Consider the following 18,820-nt stretch of genomic DNA (forward strand, 5'->3'; position numbering starts at 1 on the left):
GGCCCAGCGCCACGCGCTCGTCGCGCGCGGCCTCCGCGTCGAGGACCGGCGGCGTGCGGGGCTCGACGACGAGCGCGCCCGCTCCCCCGGGTGGGGCCGGCAGGACCCCGGCCGGCGCGCCCGGGTGGGCCCGCAGCCGGACCGCCGTGCCGACCACGTCGTCGTACGGCTCCCCCACCCGCCAGCGCTCCCGCACCCCCGTCCGGTCGGCGGCCCGCACCCGCGCGCGGGCGTTGAGGCGGTCGAGGTCCTCGACGGGCGGCGGGCGGTACGGCGAGAGCAGGGGGTCGAGGTGGGCCACGCCGTCGACGACGTCGCCCGCGTCGTCGACGCCGAGGAAGCCGGTGTGCTTGCGCACGAGGCGGTGCCAGTCCGCGTCGCCCTGCGGGTGCTCCGGCGCCAGGCAGACCACCGTCCAGCTGACGGCGACCTTGTCGGGCCACGCGGGGTCGGTGCGCAGCGCGCGGCCGCGCACCTGCACCACCGACTGGCTGGTGGTGGCCGCCGTCAGGTCGACCACCCCCGTGACGCGCCGGGCGTCCCACCCCTCGCCGAGCAGGCCCTTGGTGCCCACCAGCACCCGCCCGCCGCCCGCCTCGAACCAACCGGTCACCTCCCGCACCCAGCGGCGGCTGCGCCAGGCCCCGGTGGTGCCGACGAGCCGGGCCAGCGGTGCCGTCCCCGCCTCGGGGGTGCCCTCCTCGACCGGCTCCACGCGCAGGGTGGCGGCCAGGCCGGGGTCGTGCGCGGCGACGTGGGCGGCCAGGTCCGCGAGCGTGCGCGGGGCCCCCGCCACGGTGCGGGCGGTCACGAGCAGCGGGTCGAGCGCCGCGGTCACCGGGTCGGCGGCGAGCCGGTCGAGGATCGCCCACGCCGACCCGGCCCGGCCGTCCACGACGCCGCGCAGCGTCATCGGCACGGTCGCCGTGGCGCTCTCGTGGTCGCACACCACGAGCAGCCGCAGGCGGTCGCCGAGCTCGGCGGCCTCGTGGGTCACGATCTCGACCGTCGCCGTCGCCTTGGCCTCCGAGCGGGCGAGCACGCGGTCGACCACGCTGCGCCCCCGCCGTACCCCGTTGCGGGTCCAGACGCGACCCACCGCGGGGAGGGTGCGGCGAACGACGTCGAGCACCCGCGCGTCCTCCGGGTCCTCGCTCGGCACGACGCAGCGGCGCAGCCAGTCGTCGAGGAGCAGCACCCAGTCGTCCACGTCGGGCGGCACCCGGTGCTCCTCCCGGGGCCGGGCGCCCTCGGGGAGGTCGAGGAGGCCGGCGTGGGCGAGGCGCAGCGCCGCGTCGGCCAGCCGCGGCTCCGCCAGCGCGAGCGTCGACCACGCGACCCGGCGTTCCGCGCGCGTGGGCTCGACGAAGCGGCGCTCCAGCCACGTGCGGAACGGGGTCGTCCCGAACGCCGGGTCCTCGAGCATCGCCCGCAGCTCGGCGAAGCGCAGGCCGCCCTCGGCCAGCCAGTCGCGCTCCGCCGACGTCGGGGTGGTGAACCAGGCGGTCTCCGCGAACGGCGCCAGGTCACCCTCGCGCACGACCGCCGGGACGCTGGCGGCGTAGGCCACCGGGCCGAACAGGGTGTCGACCACGGCGCCCTGCGCCCGCGAGAGCGTCTCGCGGGGCGTCGCCGTCAGCCCGAGCACGCGGGCGCCGGGCACGCGGTCGAGCAGGGCCACCAGCAGCTCGCCCCACAGGTCGAGCAGGTGGTGGCACTCGTCGAGCACGAGCAGGAGCGGGCCCGCGGTCGCCAGGCGCTCGACGAGGTCGGCGCCGTTGGGGTGCAGCCGGGCCACGAGGTCGTCCCCCGGCTCCCCCGGCTCCCCCGGCTCCCCCGGCTCCCCCGGCTCCCCCGGCTCCTCCGGCTCGTCGGGTACGTCGGACGTGCCGGGCTCCCCGTCGTCGGCACGGAAGACCGCGACGGACTGGTAGGTCAGCGCGGTGAGCGCCGCGTCCAGCGAGCGGTCGGTGCCGACCTCGAGGCCGAACGCGTGCGCGGCGGCGGCCCACTGCCCCTGGATCGCGGTGTTGGGGGCCAGCACGACGACCCGCTCCGCCTCGCCGGCCGCCAGGGCGTCGCGGGCCACCGCCAGGCCCACCCACGTCTTGCCCGACCCGGGCGGCAGCACCACCCACGAGCGGGACGGCACGCCCGCGGCGCGCTTCGCGCCGTGGTCGGCGGCGAGGGCCGCCAGGGCGAGGCGCTGGTGCCGGCGCCAGCCCGCTGCCCCGGGCGGCGGCGCGGGAGGGGCGGCGGCCTCAGCCCCAGAAGACACGGTCGACGACCGCCCGCGCGTGCCGCGTGGTGCGGAGGTGGTCGTTGACCATGGCGTCGACCTCGCCGGTCGCGTAGCCCAGCACCTCGGCGACGGCGCTGCGCTCCCGCGTGTCCCGGGGCAGCTGGTCCGACGGCTTGCCCCGCACGAGGGTCACGGCGTTGCGCAGCCGGCTGACGAGCCGCCACGCCTCCGCCAGGGTCGCGGCGTCGTCGTCGCCGAGCAGGCCCGCCTCCCGCGCGGCGTCGAGCGCCTCGAGGGTGCGCGGCGTGCGCAGCCCGGGCACGCGACCGGCGTGCTGCATCTGCAGCAGCTGCACGGTCCACTCGATGTCGGCGAGCCCGCCGCGGCCGAGCTTGAGGTGGGTCGCGGGGTCGGCGCCGCGCGGCAGCCGCTCGGTGTCGACGCGCGCCTTGATGCGGCGCACCTCCGCCACCGCGTCCTCGTCGAGCCCGTCGGCGGGGAAGCGCAGGGGGTCGACCAGCTCGTGGAAGCGGGCCCGCAGCGTCGCGTCGCCGACGACCGCGTCCGCGCGCAGCAGCGCCTGGAACTCCCACACCGACGACCAGCGGCGGTAGTAGGCGGCGTACGAGTCCAGCGTGCGCACCAGCGGGCCCTGCTTGCCCTCGGGGCGCAGGTCGGCGTCGACCTCCAGCGGCGGGTCGGTGCCCGCCACGCCGAGCTGGCCGCGCAGCTCGCCCACCACCGCCTGGGCGTACGACGCCGCTGCGGCCGCGCGGTCGGCGTCGACCTCGCCGTCGGGCCCGGGCAGCGGGTCGTGGACGAACACGACGTCGGCGTCCGAGCCGTAGGAGAGCTCGAACCCGCCGTAGCGGCCCATCGCCACGATCGCCATGCGGGTCGGCGGCCCGTCGAGGCCACGGGCGCGGGCGACCGCGCGCGTCGCGGCGTCGAGGGTGGCCTCCAGGGTCGCGTCGGTGAGGCGCGAGAGGGCGGCCCCCACGGTGGCGACGTCGGTGACGCCGAGCAGCTCGCCGCAGGAGATGCGGAACAGCTCGCGCCGCCGTACCGCCCGCACGGCGCGCACCGCGGCGCCCAGGTCGTCGTGGCGCCGCGCGCCCGAGAGCATCTCGGCGGTCAGGGCCTCGGCGCTCAGCGGCGCCAGGTCCTGGCCCAGGATGCGCACGCCCTCGGGCTCGCGCTGCAGCAGGTCGGTGGCGTAGCGCGAGGTGGCGAGCACCCGGGCGAGCCGCTCGGCGACCTCGCCCTCGTCGCGCAGCAGCCGCAGGTACCACGGCGAGGAGCCCAGCGACTCCGAGATGCGGCGGAATCCGAGGAGACCGGCGTCCGGGTCGGGGGCGTCGGCGAACCACGCGAGCAGCACCGGCAGGAGCGTGCGCTGGATGCGCGCGGTGCGCGACAGGCCGGCGGTGAGCGCCTCGAGGTGGCGCAGGGCGGCGGCCGGGTCGAGGTAGCCGAGCGCGGCGAGCCGCTGCTCGGCCGACTCCGGCGAGAGCCGCGCGTTGGCGCCGGGGATGCGCGCGACCGCCTCGAGCAGCGGGCGGTAGAAGATCTTCTCGTGGAGCCGGCGCACCTCGCGGCGGTGGTGGCGCCACTCCTTCTCCAGCTCGACCACGGAGTTGCGGGCGTGGCCCATCGAGCGGCCGAGGCGGCGCAGGTCGGCCTCGTCCTCGGGCACGACGTGGGTGCGGCGCATCTGCCACAGCTGCATCCGGTGCTCGAGGGTGCGCAGGAACGCGTAGGCCTCGTGCAGCGCGCGCCCGTCCTCCTGCCCGACGTACCCCCCGCGGGTCAGCTCGGCGAGCGCGCTCAGGGTGGCCTGGCTGCGGATCCGCTCGTCGCCGCGCCCGTGCACGAGCTGCAGCAGCTGCACCGCGAACTCGACGTCGCGCAGCCCGCCCGAGCCCAGCTTGAGCTGCCGCGCCGCCTCCTTCGACGGGATGTGCTCCAGCACCCGGCGCCGCATGGCGCGCACGTCGGTGACGAAGTTGTCGCGCTCCGCCGCCCGCCACACGAAGGTCTGCGCCATCTCCAGGTACGCCGCACCCACCGCCGCGTCGCCGGCCACCGGGCGGGCCTTGAGCAGCGCCTGGAACTCCCAGGTGCTGGCCCAGCGCTCGTAGTAGCCCTCGTGGCTGGCCAGCGTGCGGGACAGCGGGCCGTGGCGGCCCTCGGGCCGCAGGTTCGCGTCGACCGGCCAGATGCTGCCCTCGCCCGTGTGGTCGGAGCAGACCTGCATGAGCTGCGAGGCGAGCTTCGTCGCCGCGCGCGTGGCCGCGTCCGGGTCGGCGCCCTCGGCGGGCTCGTGCACGAAGACGACGTCGACGTCGGAGACGTAGTTGAGCTCGTGGCCGCCGCACTTGCCCATGGCGACGACGGCCAGGCGCACGTCGCCGGCCGCCTCGCCCACCCGGGCGCGCGCCACGGCGAGCGCCGCCTCGAGGGTGGCCGAGGCCAGGTCGGACAGCTCGGCGGCGACGTCGTCGACCCCGAGGTGGTGGGCGAGGTCGCGCGCGGCGAGACGCAGCAGCAGGCGCCGGTACTCCACCCGCAGCGCGTCGACCGCCGCGCGGTCGGCGTCGGGGCCGGGCAGCGCGGAGACGGGGTCGGTGTCGGCCGGGTCGGCGCCGACGGCGCGCAGCAGGCTCTCGCGCAGCGCCCAGGCCGCCGGCCGGGTCGAGCCCAGGAAGGGGTCGGTGAGCTCGCGCCACTGCTCGGGGTGGCGTGCCAGGTGGTCGCCCAGTGCGGTGCTCGCACCGAGCACGGTGAGGAGCCGCATCGCGGTGCCCTCGTCGTCGGCCAGTGCCGCGAGGAGCGCCTCGGCGCCGCCCGCGACCTCGTGCTCGCCCACCCGGTCGACGAGCTGGACGAGCTGGGTCAGCGCGGTGTCGGGGTCGGCCGTGCGCGCGAGGATGGTGAGCACCGCCGGCGCGTGCGCACCGAGGGTCGACAACTGCTCCGCCGCCTCGTCGACGTCGGCGAAGCCGGCCCGCAGCAGCGTGGCGCGGCTCGGCGCGCGCTCGACCACCCAGCCCACCCCCGCCCGGTCAGATGACCGGCAGCATGCGGTCGCGCTCGAAGGCGGAGACCTGGGTGCGGTACTCCTCCCACTCCGAGCGCTTGTTGCGCAGGAAGAAGTCGTAGACGTGCTCCCCCAGCGCCTCGGCCAGCAGCTCGGAGGACTCCGCGATGGTGATGGCCTCCGACAGCGTCTTCGGCAGCGGGTCGATCCCGAGGCTCTTGCGCTCGCGCTCGGTCAGCGACCAGACGTCGTCCTCGGCCTCGCGCGGCAGCTCGTACTCGTTCTCGATGCCCTTCATGCCGGCGGCGAGCACGACGGCGTACGCCAGGTAGGGGTTGCACGCCGGGTCGATGGTGCGCAGCTCGACGCGGGTCGACTGGCTCTTGTTCGGCTTGTACATCGGCACGCGCACCATGGCGGAGCGGTTGTTGTGGCCCCAGCAGATGTACGACGGCGCCTCGCCGCCCCACAGCAGGCGCTTGTAGGAGTTCACCCACTGGTTCGTCACGACGGTGATCTCGCCGGCGTGGCGCATGAGGCCGGCGATGAAGTGCCGCCCGGTGCGGGAGAGCTGGTACTCCGCCCCCGCCTCCCAGAACGCGTTGCGGTCGCCCTCGAAGAGCGAGACGTGCGTGTGCATGCCCGAGCCCGGGTGCGAGGTGAACGGCTTCGGCATGAAGGTCGCCCAGATGCCCTGGCTGAGCGCCACCTCGCGGATGACCGTGCGGAACGTCATGACGTTGTCCGCCGTGCTCAGCGCGTCGGCGTACCGCAGGTCGATCTCCTGCTGCCCCGGCCCGCCCTCGTGGTGGCTGAACTCCACCGAGATGCCCATCGCCTCGAGCATGGTGATGGCCTCGCGACGGAAGTCGGAGCCCATCGACTGCGGCGTGTGGTCGAAGAAGCCCGTGCGGTCCACCGGCACGGGGTCGGCGCCGACCTCGGGGATGTCCTTGAGCAGGTAGAACTCGATCTCGGGGTGGGTGTAGAAGGTGAAGCCCTTCTCCGCCGCCGCCGCGAGGTTGCGCTTGAGCACGAACCGCGGGTCCGCGTACGACGGGCTGCCGTCCGGCATCACGACGTCGCAGAACATGCGCGCGGTCGAGGGCCCGGTCGCGCGCCACGGGAGGATCTGGAAGGTCGAGGCGTCGGGCAGCAGGAGCATGTCGGACTCGTAGACCCGCGCGAAGCCCTCGATGGCCGAGCCGTCGAAGCCGATGCCCTCCGAGAAGGCCCCCTCGAGCTCCGCCGGCGCGACGGCGACCGACTTCAGCGACCCGAGCACGTCGGTGAACCAGAGCCGGACGAACCGGACGTCGCGCTCTTCGAGTGCGCGGAGAACGAAGTCTTCCTGCTTGCCCATGGCGCCACCCTAGTGGTCGGCGTGCACCGGCCCGCGGCTCACCGGACGTTCTCGCGGAACACGCGGTGGAAGGTGGCGGCGAGGCCGGGCGCCCCGGCCCCGGGGCTGAGGTCGACCCCGGTGCGCAGGAAGTCGGTGAAGCCCGGCACGGCGGCCATCGCGTCCGCCCCGAGCTCGCGGAACCCCATGGTCCACTCGGGGAACGCGCGCTCGTCCACCTCCTCCTCCACCACCACGAGGACGCCGCGGTGGCGGGGGTCGGCGGAGATGGTGGCGAAGAGCGACCGCACCGTCTCCCGGGGCCCCTCGAGCGTCTGCACGATCTTCCCGTCGGCGTAGAGCAGCGCCCCGATGACCCCCACCGCGGCGTTGCTGGCCCGTGAGTAGGCGAGGATCGCGGCGAGGTCCTCGGACGTCAGCTTCGGCACGGCCGAGCTCAGGTAGGTGAGCGAGAGCAGGCCGCCCCCGTCGCCGGGCAGGTCGCCCCCGTCGCCGGGCAGGTCGCCCCCGTCGCCGCTCATGCCTCCTCCGGCACCCGCTCGAGGTCGGCCAGCCAGGCTGCGGCCGTGGCGTCCGACGGCATCCGCCAGTCGCCGCGTGGGCTCATCGTGCCGCCCGCCGAGACCTTGGGGCCGTTGGGCAGCGCGGAGCGCTTGAACTGGCTGGCGAAGAAGCGGCGCACGAAGACGTCCATCCAGCGCCGGATCTCGGCGAGGTCGTACTCGGCGCGCCGGTGCTCGGGGAAGTTCGGCGGCCACTCCCCGGCCTCGCGGTCGCGCCAGGCGTGCCAGGCGAGCAGCGCGATGCGGCTCGGCGCCATGCCGTAGCGCAGCACGTGGAAGAGCGTGAAGTCCTGCAGCGCATAGGGGCCGACGCTGTCCTCCGTGCGCTGCGGCAGCTTGTCCTCGCGGGTGGGGATGAGCTCGGGGGTGATCTCCTGCTCGAGGATCTCCTCGAGCACGGCGTTGGTCTCGTCCTCGAACAGGCCCGCGCCCATCACCCAGCGGATGAGGTGCTGCACCAGCGTCTTCGGCACGCCCGAGTTGACCGTGTAGTGCGACATCTGGTCGCCCACGCCGTAGGTGCACCAGCCCAGCGCGAGCTCGGAGAGGTCGCCGGTGCCGAGCACGATGCCGCCGCGGTGGTTGGCGAGGCGGAACAGGTAGTCCGTGCGCAGGCCCGCCTGCACGTTCTCGAAGGTGATGTCGAAGACCTCCTCGCCCTGCGCGTAGGGGTGGCCGAGGTCGGTCAGCATCTGGCGCGCCGCGCCGGTGATGTCGATCTCCTCGAACGTCACGCCGAGCGAGCGCGAGAGGCGGGTGGCGTAGGACTTCGTCTCCTCGCCGGTGGCGAAGCCGGGCAGCGTGAACGCGTGGATGTCGCTGCGCGGGCGCCCGAGGCGGTCCATGGCGCGGGCCGCGACGATGAGCGCGTGCGTCGAGTCGAGGCCGCCGCTGACGCCGATGACGACCTTGGGCTGGCCGATCGACTCCAGGCGCCGCTCGAGCCCGGCGACCTGGATGCTGTAGGCCTCGTAGCAGTCCTGCGCGAGGCGCTCGGCGTCGTCGGGCACGAACGGGTAGCGCGCGTGCGTGCGGCGCAGGCCGACGTCGCCGGTCGGCGGGTCGAGCTCGAACTCGACGAGGCGGAACGCGCCGTCGCCGAGCACGGCGCGCCGGTTGTCGTCGAACGTGCCGGTGCGCAGGCGCTCCAGGCGGGTGCGGTCGAGGTCGGTGTCCACGACCGTGCGGCGCGGCCCGTCGGGGAACCGCTCGGTCTCCCCCAGCAGCTCGCCGTGCTCGTAGACCATCGTCTGGCCGTCCCACGAGAGGTCGGTGGTGGACTCGCCCTGGCCCGCCGCGGCGTACACGTAGGTGCCGAGGCAGCGCGACGAGGCGGAGCGGGCGAGCAGCTTCCGGTCCTCGGCGCGGCCGACGGTGATGGGGCTGCCGGAGAGGTTGAGGAGCAGGGTGGCGCCGGCGAGCGCGGCGTGCGCGCTCGGCGGGACGGGCACCCACATGTCCTCGCAGACCTCGACGTGCAGCACGAGGCCGCGCACGTCGGTGGCCGAGAAGAGCAGGTCGGCGCCGATCGGCACCTCCTGGCCGGCGAGCACGGTCGTGCCGCCCACGTCGTCGCCGGGCGCGAACCAGCGGCGCTCGTAGAACTCGCGGTACGTCGGGAGGTAGGACTTCGGCGCCACGCCGAGCACCCGCCCGCGGTGGATGACGATCGCGGTGTTGAGCACCCGGTTGCCGTGCACCAGCGGCGCACCGACGACGAGCACCGGCAGCAGGTCCGCCGACGCCGCGACGATCTCCGCGACCGCCTCGAGCGTGGCGTCGAGGAGCACGTCCTGGAGGAAGAGGTCCTCCGCCGAGTAGCCCGTCAGGCACAGCTCCGGGAAGACCGCGACGGCCACGGCGTCGTCGTGGCAGGCCCGCGCCTGCTCGAGCACCGCCGCCGCGTTGGCGGCCGGGTCGCCCACCGCGACCGGCAGCGTCACCGCCGCCACCCGGGCGAACCCCTGCGCGTACACCGAGGACCACTCCACGCTCACACCACCGTCCCGGCCCGCGGGCCGCTCGCCACCATCCGTGCGTCCGGGCGCCCGGTACCACCGGGCGCCGGGTCTAACCCTCGCCCCGACCCCCGCCGCGCGCCCCGTGCTCGCGCTCGATGCGCCGCAGCCGCTCCCGCGCGCCCTCCTGGTCGTAGCCGCGGCGGAACTCGCGCCGCAGCACGACGGCCAGCGGCAGCCAGAAGAACAGCACCACGAAGAGGAACAGGCCGACCTGCACGGGTGTCGACACCGGCACGAGCGCGACCGCCACGACGAACACCACGAGCAGCCACAGCGGCGCGGAGTGCACGCGCCCCACGGTGCGGGCGTAGCGCGTCAGCAGGGAGGTCACCCCCGCATCGTGCCACCCCCGACCCGTGCCGCCCCCGCGCACGCCGGCCCCGCCGGTCGCGCGCGCCCTATAGTTGAAGATGTGACTATCACCTTCGCCTCCGTCTCCGGACCGTCCCGCACCACCATCGAGCAGGAGGAGGCGCCGGCCGAGCTGTCACCGGGAACGGTGGAGGTGGCGATCACCTACTGCGGCATCTGCGCCACCGACACGCACAACCACACCTCGGGCGGGAAGGTCCCCCCGGCGGTGTTCGGCCACGAGTGGACCGGCACCGTCACCCGCGCCGCGGACGACGTCACCGGCGTCGCGGTCGGGCAGCGCGTGCTCGCGAGCGTGGGCCCGGCCTGCGGCTCCTGCGCGATGTGCCGCGCGGGCCACGCCGACCACTGCGACCTCGCCTTCGCCGAGGCCAACGGCGTCGCCCCGGGCTCCCCCGCGCACGGCGGCTTCGCCACCTCGCTCGTGGTGCCGGCCCGCCGCGTCGCGCCCGTGCTCGACGCGCTCAGCGACGTCGAGGCCGCGCTCGTCGAGCCCACCGCGGTGACCTTCCACGCCGTGCGGCGCACGCGGCAGCGCCTCGGCGCCGTCGTCGTCGTGCAGGGCGCGGGCCCCATCGGGTTGCTGACCGCCCAGCACGCGCGGCACGCGGGCGCCGGCCGGGTCGTCGTCGTCGAGCCCAACGAGGCCCGCCGGCGCGCCGCCACCGAGCTCGGCTTCACCGAGGTGCTGGCCCCCGGTGACGCCGCCCGCGACGCCGTGCTGGCCGCGAGCGACGGACGGGGCGCCGACGTGCTCTACGAGTGCACGGGCGTCGCCGCCCTCCTGCAGCCCTCCGCCGAGCTGGTCCGCCGCGGCGGCACGCTGTCGCTGCTGGGCTTCCCCATGACCGACTCGACGGTCAGCTACGGCGACTGGCAGGTGCGCGAGCTCACCGTCGTCGGGTCGCTGGCCTACACCCACGACGACTTCCTGGGCGCGCAGCGCGCGATCGCCGACGGCTCCGTCCGGGTGGCCGGGCTGCACACCGGCACGATCGGGCTCGGCGACCTGGAGGCCATGTTCACCGAGCTCGACTCGGGCGCGACCGAGCACGCCAAGGTGCTCGTCGACCCGCGCCGCTGAGCGCCACGGCGCCCGCGGCCGCGGCGCTCGTGCCGGTCGTACGCTGGGCCGCGGTCCGGGGACTCCACCAGGGAGCCGCGAGAACGCACAGATCAGGAACTCGACGATGAGTGACGCCACGAACGAGGGGCCCAGCCCGTACGGATCGGGGACGCAGGCGCCCGCCGCGACACCCGCCGGCGCCGGGGGCCCCGGGGCCCCCCGCCGCATCCGCACCCACCACCTGCGCGACATGAAGGCGCGCGGCGAGCGGTGGACGATGCTGACGGCCTACGACATGTACACCGCGCAGGTCTTCGACGAGGCGGGCGTCGAGGTGCTCCTCGTCGGCGACAGCGCCTCGAACAACGTGTTCGGCAACGAGACGTCCCTGCCCGTGACCGTGGACGAGCTGCTCCCGCTCACCCGCGCCGTGGCCCGCTCGGCGCGCCGCGCCCTCGTGCTCGGCGACCTGCCCTTCGGCAGCTACCAGGCCAGCCCGGAGCAGGCCTACCTGACCGCGGTGCGCTTCATGAAGGAGGGCGGCGCCCACGCCGTCAAGCTCGAGGGCGGCGCCGAGATGGCCGCGACGATCACGAAGCTGACGCAGGGCGGCGTGCCGGTGTGCGCACACATCGGCTTCACCCCGCAGTCGGAGCACACCCTCGGCGGCTACCGGGTGCAGGGCCGCGGCGAGGCCGCGGAGCGGGTCCTCGCCGACGCCCGGGCAGTCGCCGACGCGGGCGCCTTCGCCGTGGTGATGGAGATGGTGCCGGGCGACGTCGCCGCGCAGGTCACCCGCGAGCTGGCCATCCCGACCGTGGGCATCGGCGCCGGGCCCGACTGCGATGCCCAGGTGCTCGTGTGGCAGGACGCGTTCGGGCTCCGCTCGGGCCGGATGCCGCGGTTCGTCAAGCAGTACGCCGACGTCCGCTCGGTGCTGCTCGACGGCGCGCGGGCCTACGTGGAGGACGTGCGGGGCGGGACGTTCCCCGGCCCCGAGCACACCTTCTGAGCCGCGGTGCGCCCAGCCCTCGCGGTGCGCCCAGCCCTCGCGGTGCGCCCAGCCCTCGCGGTGCGCTCAGCCCTCGCGGGGTGCCTCGTCGTCGTCCGCGGCCTCCCACGCCTCGTTGCGCTGCGCCACCCGCTCCAGCGCGCCGGCCGCCTCCTCGCGCGTCGCGAAGGGGCCGAGCCGGTCGGCGTTCCGGCAGCCCTTGCGGGGCTCGACCGTGTGGTGCTTGAGGCAGAACCACCAGTCGTCGGGGGCGTTGTCGGAGGAGGTGCGGGCCATGCCCCCGAACCTACGGGGCGCCCGGGGCCGGCGGTAGCGTGACGCGCATGCGTCCCCCGCTCGTCCCCGGCACCGTCTCCCCCACCCGCCCCGTCCCGCGGGACATCCCGCGGCCGGAGTACGTCGGCAGGCCGGCCCCGGCCCGCTTCGAGGGCGACGACGTGCAGGACGAGGAGACGATCGCGCGCATGCGCGTGGCCGGTCGCGTGGCCGCGCAGGCGCTGGCCGAGGTGGGGCGCGCCGTACGCCCCGGGGTGACGACCGACGAGCTCGACCGGATCGGCCACGAGTTCCTCTGCGACCACGGCGCCTACCCCTCGACGCTCGGCTACCGCGGCTACCCGAAGTCGCTGTGCTCCTCGGTCAACGAGGTCATCTGCCACGGCATCCCGGACTCGACCGTCGTCGAGGACGGCGACATCGTGAACATCGACATCACGGCGTACCTCGACGGGGTGCACGGCGACACCAACGCGACCTTCCTGGCCGGCGACGTCGACGAGGAGTCGCGCCTGCTGGTCGAGCGCACGCGCGAGGCGCTGGAGCGCGGCGTCAAGGCGGTGCGGCCCGGGCGGCGCACCAACGTCATCGGGCGGGTCATCGAGGCCTACGCGAAGCGGTTCGGGTACGGCGTCGTGCGGGACTTCACCGGCCACGGCATCAGCACGCACTTCCACTCGGGCCTCGTCATCGCGCACTACGACAACGACCACTACGCCGACGAGATCCGCGTCGGCATGACGTTCACCATCGAGCCGATGCTCACCCTCGGCACGCCCGAGCACGACATGTGGGACGACGGCTGGACGGCCGTGACCAAGGACCGGCGCCGCACGGCGCAGTTCGAGCACACCCTGCTCGTCACCCCCACCGGCGCCGAGGTGCTGACGCTGCCCTGAGACCTGGGGGCGGCAGGCAACACCCGCGTTACAGGTCGTCGGTAACCTCCGAGCATGACCGCCATGTTCGAGGGCTACCCGGGAGCGCAGGGGCCGGCGTACGACGAGATGTTCGACCCCGCGGGGCTGCGTGCGTCGTACCAGCAGCTGTCCCGCTCGCTCGAGGAGATGAGCGAGTCCGACCTGCGCGGGCGCGTCGACGCGCTGCAGACGGCGTACCTCGACCAGGGCGTCACGTTCGACATCGGCGGGGAGGAGCGGGCGTTCCCGCTCGACATCCTCCCGCGCGTCATCGAGATGGAGGCGTGGAACCGCATCGAGAAGGGCGTGCAGCAGCGCGTCAAGGTGCTCGAGATGTTCCTCGACGACGTGTACGACGCGGGCCGCGTCTTCGAGGACGGCGTCATCCCGCGCACGGTCGTGACGACCTCGTCGCACTACCACCGGGCGGCCGCCGGCATCACGCCGCCGAACGGCGTGCGCATCCAGGTGTCGGGCATCGACCTCATCCGCGACAACGCCGGTGAGTTCCGCGTGCTCGAGGACAACGTGCGGGTGCCCTCGGGCGTCTCCTACGTGATGACGAACCGGCGTGCGATCTCCTCGGCGCTGCCCGAGACGTTCGCCCAGCACCGCATCCGGCCGGTCGCCTCCTACCCGCAGCGGCTGCTCTCCGCGCTGCGCGCCGCCGCCCCCGCCGGCGTGACGGACCCGACCGTGGTGGTGCTGACGCCGGGCGTCTACAACGGCGCGTACTTCGAGCACGCGCTGCTCGCCCGGACGATGGGCGTCGAGCTCGTCGAGGGCCGCGACCTGGTGTGCCGCCGCGGCCGCGTGATGATGCGCACCACCCACGGCCTCGAGCAGGTGCACGTCATCTACCGCCGCGTCGACGACGAGTTCCTCGACCCGGTGCAGTTCCGCGGCGACTCGCTGCTCGGCTGCCCGGGCCTCATCAACGCCGCCCGCGCCGGCAACGTGACGATCGCGAACGCGGTCGGCAACGGCGTCGCCGACGACAAGCTCGTCTACACCTACATGCCCGACCTCATCCGCTACTACGTGGGCGAGGAGCCGGTGCTCCGCAACGTCGACACGTGGCGGATGGGCGAGCCGGAGCACCGCGAGGAGGTCATGGACCGCCTCGACGAGCTGGTGCTCAAGCCGGTCGACGGCTCGGGCGGCAAGGGCATCGTCATCGGCCCGCGCGCGACGCGCGCCGAGCTCGACGAGCTGCGCGCCAAGGTGCTCCAGGACCCGCGGGCGTGGATCGCGCAGCCGGTGGTGCAGCTCTCGACGGTGCCGACGTTCGTGGGCGGTCGGATGGCCCCGCGCCACGTCGACCTGCGTCCCTTCGCCGTCAACGACGGCCAGCGGGTGTGGGTGCTGCCGGGCGGCCTGACCCGCGTGGCCCTCGCCGAGGGCGAGCTCATCGTGAACTCCTCGCGGGGCGGCGGCTCGAAGGACACCTGGGTGCTCGCCGGGCCGGGAGCGGGGCAGCACCGACCGCTGGCGACGCGGCCCGCGAGCACCAGCACCTCTCCCCCGGTCTCCGGCCCCGCGCTGGGCGCGGTGACGGGCGTCGAGCAGGAACAGCAGCAACAGCAGCAGATGGGGCAGCAGATGGGGCAGCAGCTGGGGCGACCGGCGAGCCGGGCCGCCGCGGCCGGGACCGTGGGCACCACCGAGGACGAGGGGGACGGCGCGTGCTGAGCCGCATCGCGGAGTCGATGTTCTGGATCGGGCGCTACGTCGAGCGCGCGGAGGACACGGCCCGCATCCTCGACGTGCAGACCCAGCTCATGCTGGAGGACCCGACGGTCGACGAGGCCGCCACCTGTCGCACCCTGCTCTCGATCATGGGCGTGCCCCACGACGAGGACGCGCCGGTGAACCGGCAGACCATCCTCGAGCTGCTGGCCTACGACGCGCAGGCCCCCGCCTCGATCGCCGCCGCCCTCGCCGCCGCCCGGGAGTCCGCGCGCCGGGCGCGCGAGACGCTCTCGGAGCCGATGTGGGAGGCGGTGAACACGACGTGGCGTGCGCTGCCCTCGGGGCGCTTCCGCACCCTGCGACCCCCGGCCGTGTTCGGCTGGGTGCGCGACCGCGCGGCGCTCGTCAACGGCACGGCCGAGGCGACGATGACGCGCGACGAGGGCTACCAGTTCCTCGTGCTGGGCCGCAGCATCGAACGGGCGGACATGACGGCGCGGCTCGTCGCGACCGCGGCCCTGACCGGGTCCAGCGCGTCGTCGGCGTGGACCTCGACGCTGCGCGCGTGCGGTGCGTACGAGGCGTTCCTGCGCACCTACCGCGGTCTGGAGACCGACCGGGGCGCGGCGGAGTTCCTGCTGCTCGACCGGCTGTTTCCCCGCTCGATCGTGCACTCGATCAGCCGGGCGGAGCAGTGCCTGGAGAACCTCGAGGCGGGCGGTCAGCGCGCCGGCTTCCAGAACGACGCGCAGCGGCTGCTGGGCCGCACCCGCGCCGACCTCGAGTACCGCTCGCTGTCCGACGTCGTGGCGAACCTCCCGGCGGAGATGGAGCGGCTGCAGTACACGTGCGCCGCCGCGACCGAGTCCGTGACCCGCCGGTACTTCGCCGGCTCCGAGGCGACCGAGTGGCACGGAGGTGTCCTGTGAGCATGCAGCTGCGCATCACCCACACGACCGGCTACGAGTACGACGGGAAGGCCATCACGTCGTACAACGAGGCGCGGCTGACCCCGCAGACCTCGCCGGAGCAGATCGTCGTGCACACCCGGCTCGACATCACCCCGACGCCCTGGACGCACACCTACCGGGACTACTTCGGCTCGCAGGTCACGGCGTTCGAGGTGCTGGACCCGCACGACGCGCTGACGGTGCAGGCGCACGCGACCGTGCACACGAACCGCTCGCCGCTCCCGCCCCCGTCGCTGCCCTGGGCGGACCTCGCGACGCCCGAGGTGGCCGACGTGCACACGGAGTACCTCGTGCTCTCCGAGGCCGTCGCCCCCACCGACGACTTCGCCGCCGAGGTGCGGGCGATCGGCACGGACGCCGCCACCCCCGGCGAGGCCGCGATCGGCGTGTGCGCGCTCGTGCACGCCGAGGTCGACTACCTGCCCGGCTCGACCGAGGTCGGCAGCCGCGCGGCCGTGGCGTGGGAGCAGCGCGCCGGGGTGTGCCAGGACATGACCCACCTCGCGATCGGCGGCCTGCGCACGCTCGGCATCCCCGCCCGCTACGTGTCCGGCTACCTCCACCCCCGCGCCGACCCCGAGATCGGCGCGACGGTGCAGGGTGAGTCCCACGCCTGGGTCGAGTGGTGGGACGACGGGTGGCACGCCTTCGACCTGACCAACGACCAGCCCATCGGCGACCGCCACGTCGTGATCGCCGCCGGGCGGGACTACGGCGACGTGCGCCCCCTGTCGGGCATCTTCGCCGGCTCCCGCACGTCGCGGATGTTCGTCGAGGTCGAGGTCACCCGGCTGGCCTGAGGGGTACGGCGCGCCTCAGCGCAGCTGGTCGACCGTGCCCGTCCGCTCGGCGAGGCGGCGCTCGATGCGCAGCACCGTCGTCTCGTGCTCCGGGTCGCCCGTCATGGCGGCCGCGAGGCGCGCGTGCGGGAGGGCGTCGGCGTACCGGGACTGCCGCTCGAGGCTGCGGGCCAGCGCGTGGCGCACCCAGTCGTCGCTCGGGTTCTCGTCAGCGAGGCCGCGGAGCTCCTCGTCGGCCCGCTGCAGTTGCGCGCGCAGGAGGTAGGCCCACGCGCGCAGGCTGCGCAGTCCGTAGTTGCCGGGGTCGACCTCGAGGGCGGGCTCGAGCACGTCGAGCGCCTCCTTCGGCGCGCGGCGGGCGAGCAGATCGTGCGCCGTGCGGTGCGCGCCCGTGGGGTCGGCCGCCTGGCCGGGGAAGACGATGGCCGGGGCCTGGATCTCGTGGCCGGTCTCGTGGCCGGTCTCGTGCTGGATCTCGTGCTGGATCTCGTCGTTCATGGTGCTCCTCTCGTGGGGCGCCCGGACAACGTTCGGCGACCCGGTCGGATTCCCCTATCCTTGCGCGAGCGGATGGGCTGGCCGGGCGGCCGCGGCGCGCTCCACGGAGGGCGTCGAGGAAGGTCCGGGCTCCACAGGGCGAGGTGGTGGGTAACGCCCACCCGGGGTGACCCGCGGGACAGTGCCACAGAGAACAGACCGCCCGCGCCGACCTCGGTCGGTGCGAGCAAGGGTGAAACGGTGGTGCAAGAGACCACCAGCGCTCCGGGCGACCGGAGCGGCTCGGTAAACCCCACCTGGAGCAAGGTCGAGAAGCCTCCCCACGGGGAGGTGCGCGTGCGTTCGAGGGCTGCCCGCCCGAGCACGCGGGTGGACTGCACGAGGCCGTCGGCAACGGCGGCCCTAGATGGATGGCCGCACATCGGTGCCCGGCGACGGGCCCGAGGACAGAACCCGGCCTACAGGCCAGCCCGTCCGCTTCCCGGGCCCGTGCGCCTGGGTGCCGCGCCTGGGACGCCGCGCTCGGGACGCCGCGCCTGGGACGCCGCGCTCGGGGCGCCGGGCTCCACCCCGTGTGCCACGGTGGGGGCATCTCCCGCGCGCTCCCGCCCGGGGTCCCCGACACGATGGAGATGATGCACGTGACCGAGTCCCCGCTCAGCCCGTCGGCCCGCGCGATGCTGGCGAAGCCGAACCCCGCCGTCATCGCCACCACCCGCCGTGACGGGCAGCCCGTCTCCGCGGCGACGTGGTACCTGCTGCAGGACGACGGCCGCGTCCTCGTGAACATGGACGAAGGCCGCGTCCGCCTCCAGCACCTGCGGCGCGACCCGCGGGTCAGCCTCACCGTCATCGACCAGGCGGACTTCTACACCCACCTGACCCTCATCGGTCGCGTCGTCGACATCCACGACGACCCCGACCTCGTCGACATCGACGCGCTGTCCCGGCACTACACCGAGCAGCCCTACGCCCGCCGCGACCGGCTCCGCGTCAGCGCCGTCATCGAGGTCGACCGCGTGCACGGCTGGGGCGAGCAGAAGAACAACGACCAGGCCTCCTGAGTGGTCCGCACCGTCGCGGGGTTGCGTCCGGTCTGGTCGCGGACGACCGGGGCCCTGCTCCTGCTGCTCCTCGTCGAGGTCGTCCTGGTCGTCGCCGGCGCGCCGTTCGACGGCCTCGTGACCCGGGTGGCGTGGGGACCGGCCGTCGTCGCCGCCGCGCTCGTCGCGCTCTCCCTCCTCGTGGCGGTGGCCCCGCGCTCCCCCGTCGGCGCCCCCGTCCGCCTGGCTCCCCCCGTGCGCGGGGAGTGGACGGCGGTCAACAGCCCCGGTCAGCGCCTGCCCAGCCACGGTCGGCGCGCCCGTGGGCAGTACAGCGCCGTCGACGTCTGCGGCCGGGCGACGGGCGGGAGCCCACCCCTCGTGCGGCTCGGCCTGCGCGGCACGCGGCCCGAGCGATACCCGGGGTACGGCGAGCCGTGCTGGCCATGGCCCCCGGCGAGGTAGCGCGGGTGCTCGACCGCCAGCGGGACCACCGGGCCCGCGACACGTGGCAGGGCCTGACGTTCATGGTGACCTTCGAGGGCCTGCTGCGCGACCTGGCCGGCACGGCCCGGGTGCTCGGCAACCACGTCGTCGTCGCGCACGACGACGGCACGGCGGCGGTCTACGCGCACCTGCGGCGGGGGTCGGCCGCCGTACGGACGGGGCAGCGGGTCGGCGTCGGCGAGCTGCTCGGCCGAGTGGGCAACACCGGCAACACCTCCCTCCCCCACCTCCACGCGCAGCTGATGGACCGCACCGACGTCGAGAGCGCGGCCGGTCTCCCGCTCGTCTGGTCCGACGTCGAGCTGACCGGGGAGATCGACGCCCGCTTCGCGGCGTACGCGAAGGCGCCGGAGGCGTCCGCCCTGCCCGGGATGCCCCGCAACGGCGAGGTCTTCCTGGCCGGCGAGGGGCACGAGCCGCACGCGTGACGAGCG

At 74.8% G+C, this 18,820-nt stretch carries 17 protein-coding genes and 1 other RNA gene; 10 read left to right on the forward strand and 8 right to left on the reverse strand.

Going from position 1 to position 18,820, the window contains the following annotated elements; genetic code table 11:
* The 6 genes from KK617_RS06470 to KK617_RS06495 all read right to left on the reverse strand — a co-directional run.
* On the reverse strand, positions 1 to 2,278 hold a 2,278-nt coding region (locus tag KK617_RS06470), incomplete at its 3' end, for a DEAD/DEAH box helicase family protein (RefSeq protein ID WP_277498870.1).
* Entirely contained in the window at positions 2,262 to 5,288 is a 3,027-nt protein-coding gene (locus tag KK617_RS06475) for a bifunctional [glutamine synthetase] adenylyltransferase/[glutamine synthetase]-adenylyl-L-tyrosine phosphorylase (RefSeq protein WP_277498872.1), read from the reverse strand. The genes KK617_RS06475 and KK617_RS06470, both read right to left, overlap by 17 nt.
* 19 nt (positions 5,289 to 5,307) lie before the next feature.
* Complete coding sequence (locus KK617_RS06480; protein ID WP_277498874.1) at positions 5,308 to 6,645, reverse strand: glutamine synthetase family protein; 1,338 nt, start codon at positions 6,643 to 6,645, stop codon at positions 5,308 to 5,310.
* Positions 6,646 to 6,683: 38 nt separating this feature from the next.
* On the reverse strand, positions 6,684 to 7,166 hold the full coding sequence (locus KK617_RS06485) for a BLUF domain-containing protein (protein ID WP_277498876.1): 483 nt from the start codon (positions 7,164 to 7,166) through the stop codon (positions 6,684 to 6,686).
* Positions 7,163 to 9,205: an NAD(+) synthase gene (locus KK617_RS06490; RefSeq protein WP_277498877.1), complete on the reverse strand. Its 2,043-nt coding sequence runs from the start codon at positions 9,203 to 9,205 to the stop codon at positions 7,163 to 7,165. The genes KK617_RS06485 and KK617_RS06490 overlap by 4 nt, the downstream gene beginning before the upstream one ends.
* Before the next feature lie 73 nt (positions 9,206 to 9,278).
* On the reverse strand, positions 9,279 to 9,560 hold the full coding sequence (locus KK617_RS06495) for a hypothetical protein (RefSeq protein WP_277498878.1): 282 nt from the start codon (positions 9,558 to 9,560) through the stop codon (positions 9,279 to 9,281).
* 81 nt (positions 9,561 to 9,641) lie between these two features.
* On the opposite strand from KK617_RS06495, the gene KK617_RS06500 reads away from it, so the two are divergent.
* Together KK617_RS06500 and panB are read left to right on the forward strand one after the other, a co-directional pair.
* Complete coding sequence (locus KK617_RS06500; protein WP_277498879.1) at positions 9,642 to 10,685, forward strand: zinc-binding dehydrogenase; 1,044 nt, start codon at positions 9,642 to 9,644, stop codon at positions 10,683 to 10,685.
* Positions 10,686 to 10,791: 106 nt separating this feature from the next.
* Positions 10,792 to 11,679, forward strand: coding sequence for a 3-methyl-2-oxobutanoate hydroxymethyltransferase (gene panB, locus KK617_RS06505; RefSeq protein WP_277498880.1), 888 nt, complete (start codon positions 10,792 to 10,794; stop codon positions 11,677 to 11,679).
* 66 nt (positions 11,680 to 11,745) lie between these two features.
* Here panB and KK617_RS06510 read toward each other — a convergent pair whose 3' ends face one another.
* Positions 11,746 to 11,955: a hypothetical protein gene (locus tag KK617_RS06510; protein ID WP_277498881.1), complete on the reverse strand. Its 210-nt coding sequence runs from the start codon at positions 11,953 to 11,955 to the stop codon at positions 11,746 to 11,748.
* 47 nt (positions 11,956 to 12,002) lie between these two features.
* Here KK617_RS06510 and map point away from each other — a divergent pair, with 47 nt between their 5' ends.
* The 4 genes from map to KK617_RS06530 are packed head-to-tail and all read left to right on the forward strand — an operon-like array spanning position 12,003 to position 16,338.
* Positions 12,003 to 12,854 (forward strand): type I methionyl aminopeptidase, encoded by an 852-nt coding sequence (gene map, locus KK617_RS06515; RefSeq protein ID WP_277498882.1) that lies wholly within the window; start codon positions 12,003 to 12,005, stop codon positions 12,852 to 12,854.
* 54 nt (positions 12,855 to 12,908) lie between these two features.
* Complete coding sequence (locus tag KK617_RS06520; protein ID WP_277498883.1) at positions 12,909 to 14,567, forward strand: circularly permuted type 2 ATP-grasp protein; 1,659 nt, start codon at positions 12,909 to 12,911, stop codon at positions 14,565 to 14,567.
* A complete protein-coding gene (locus KK617_RS06525) occupies positions 14,561 to 15,496 on the forward strand; it encodes an alpha-E domain-containing protein (RefSeq protein WP_277498885.1) in 936 nt (311 codons plus the stop codon). Before KK617_RS06520 ends, KK617_RS06525 begins: the two co-directional genes overlap by 7 nt.
* Positions 15,497 to 15,498: 2 nt before the next feature.
* Positions 15,499 to 16,338, forward strand: a complete 840-nt coding sequence (locus KK617_RS06530; RefSeq protein WP_277498887.1) for a transglutaminase family protein — start codon at positions 15,499 to 15,501, stop codon at positions 16,336 to 16,338.
* Positions 16,339 to 16,353: 15 nt separating this feature from the next.
* Here KK617_RS06530 and KK617_RS06535 read toward each other — a convergent pair whose 3' ends face one another.
* The gene (locus KK617_RS06535; RefSeq protein WP_277498888.1) at positions 16,354 to 16,836 is read right to left on the reverse strand and encodes a tetratricopeptide repeat protein; all 483 of its coding nucleotides are present in this window, start codon (positions 16,834 to 16,836) and stop codon (positions 16,354 to 16,356) included.
* 73 nt (positions 16,837 to 16,909) lie between these two features.
* On the opposite strand from KK617_RS06535, the gene rnpB reads away from it, so the two are divergent.
* The 4 genes from rnpB to KK617_RS06555 all read left to right on the forward strand — a co-directional run bounded on the left by rnpB (position 16,910) and on the right by KK617_RS06555 (position 18,814).
* Positions 16,910 to 17,313: RNase P RNA component class A (rnpB, locus tag KK617_RS06540), an RNA gene on the forward strand.
* Positions 17,314 to 17,477: 164 nt separating this feature from the next.
* Positions 17,478 to 17,900, forward strand: a complete 423-nt coding sequence (locus KK617_RS06545) for a PPOX class F420-dependent oxidoreductase (RefSeq protein WP_277498889.1) — start codon at positions 17,478 to 17,480, stop codon at positions 17,898 to 17,900.
* 21 nt (positions 17,901 to 17,921) lie between these two features.
* A complete protein-coding gene (locus KK617_RS06550) occupies positions 17,922 to 18,344 on the forward strand; it encodes a hypothetical protein (protein WP_277498891.1) in 423 nt (140 codons plus the stop codon).
* A 5-nt stretch (positions 18,345 to 18,349) separates the two neighbouring features.
* Positions 18,350 to 18,814 carry a M23 family metallopeptidase gene (locus tag KK617_RS06555; RefSeq protein WP_277498894.1) on the forward strand — a complete coding sequence of 155 codons (465 nt, stop codon included), beginning with the start codon at positions 18,350 to 18,352 and terminating at the stop codon, positions 18,812 to 18,814.
* The last annotated feature ends 6 nt before the right edge of the window (positions 18,815 to 18,820 follow it).

Origin of the sequence: Nocardioides sp. ChNu-99, from assembly GCF_029493445.1 — a bacterium.
In the GTDB taxonomy this organism is placed as follows: domain Bacteria; phylum Actinomycetota; class Actinomycetes; order Propionibacteriales; family Nocardioidaceae; genus Nocardioides.

Excerpts from the sequence above, each read along its gene's own strand:
- KK617_RS06485 (WP_277498876.1), bottom strand. The coding sequence starts at position 7,166 with ATGAGCGGCGACGGGGGCGACCTGCCCGGCGACGGGGGCGACCTGCCC.
- KK617_RS06510 (WP_277498881.1), bottom strand. The coding sequence starts at position 11,955 with ATGGCCCGCACCTCCTCCGACAACGCCCCCGACGACTGGTGGTTCTGC.
- KK617_RS06520 (WP_277498883.1), top strand. The coding sequence starts at position 12,909 with ATGACCGCCATGTTCGAGGGCTACCCGGGAGCGCAGGGGCCGGCGTAC.
- panB (WP_277498880.1), top strand. The coding sequence starts at position 10,792 with ATGAGTGACGCCACGAACGAGGGGCCCAGCCCGTACGGATCGGGGACG.
- KK617_RS06480 (WP_277498874.1), bottom strand. The coding sequence starts at position 6,645 with ATGGGCAAGCAGGAAGACTTCGTTCTCCGCGCACTCGAAGAGCGCGAC.
- KK617_RS06535 (WP_277498888.1), bottom strand. The coding sequence starts at position 16,836 with ATGAACGACGAGATCCAGCACGAGATCCAGCACGAGACCGGCCACGAG.
- KK617_RS06530 (WP_277498887.1), top strand. The coding sequence starts at position 15,499 with ATGCAGCTGCGCATCACCCACACGACCGGCTACGAGTACGACGGGAAG.
- map (WP_277498882.1), top strand. The coding sequence starts at position 12,003 with ATGCGTCCCCCGCTCGTCCCCGGCACCGTCTCCCCCACCCGCCCCGTC.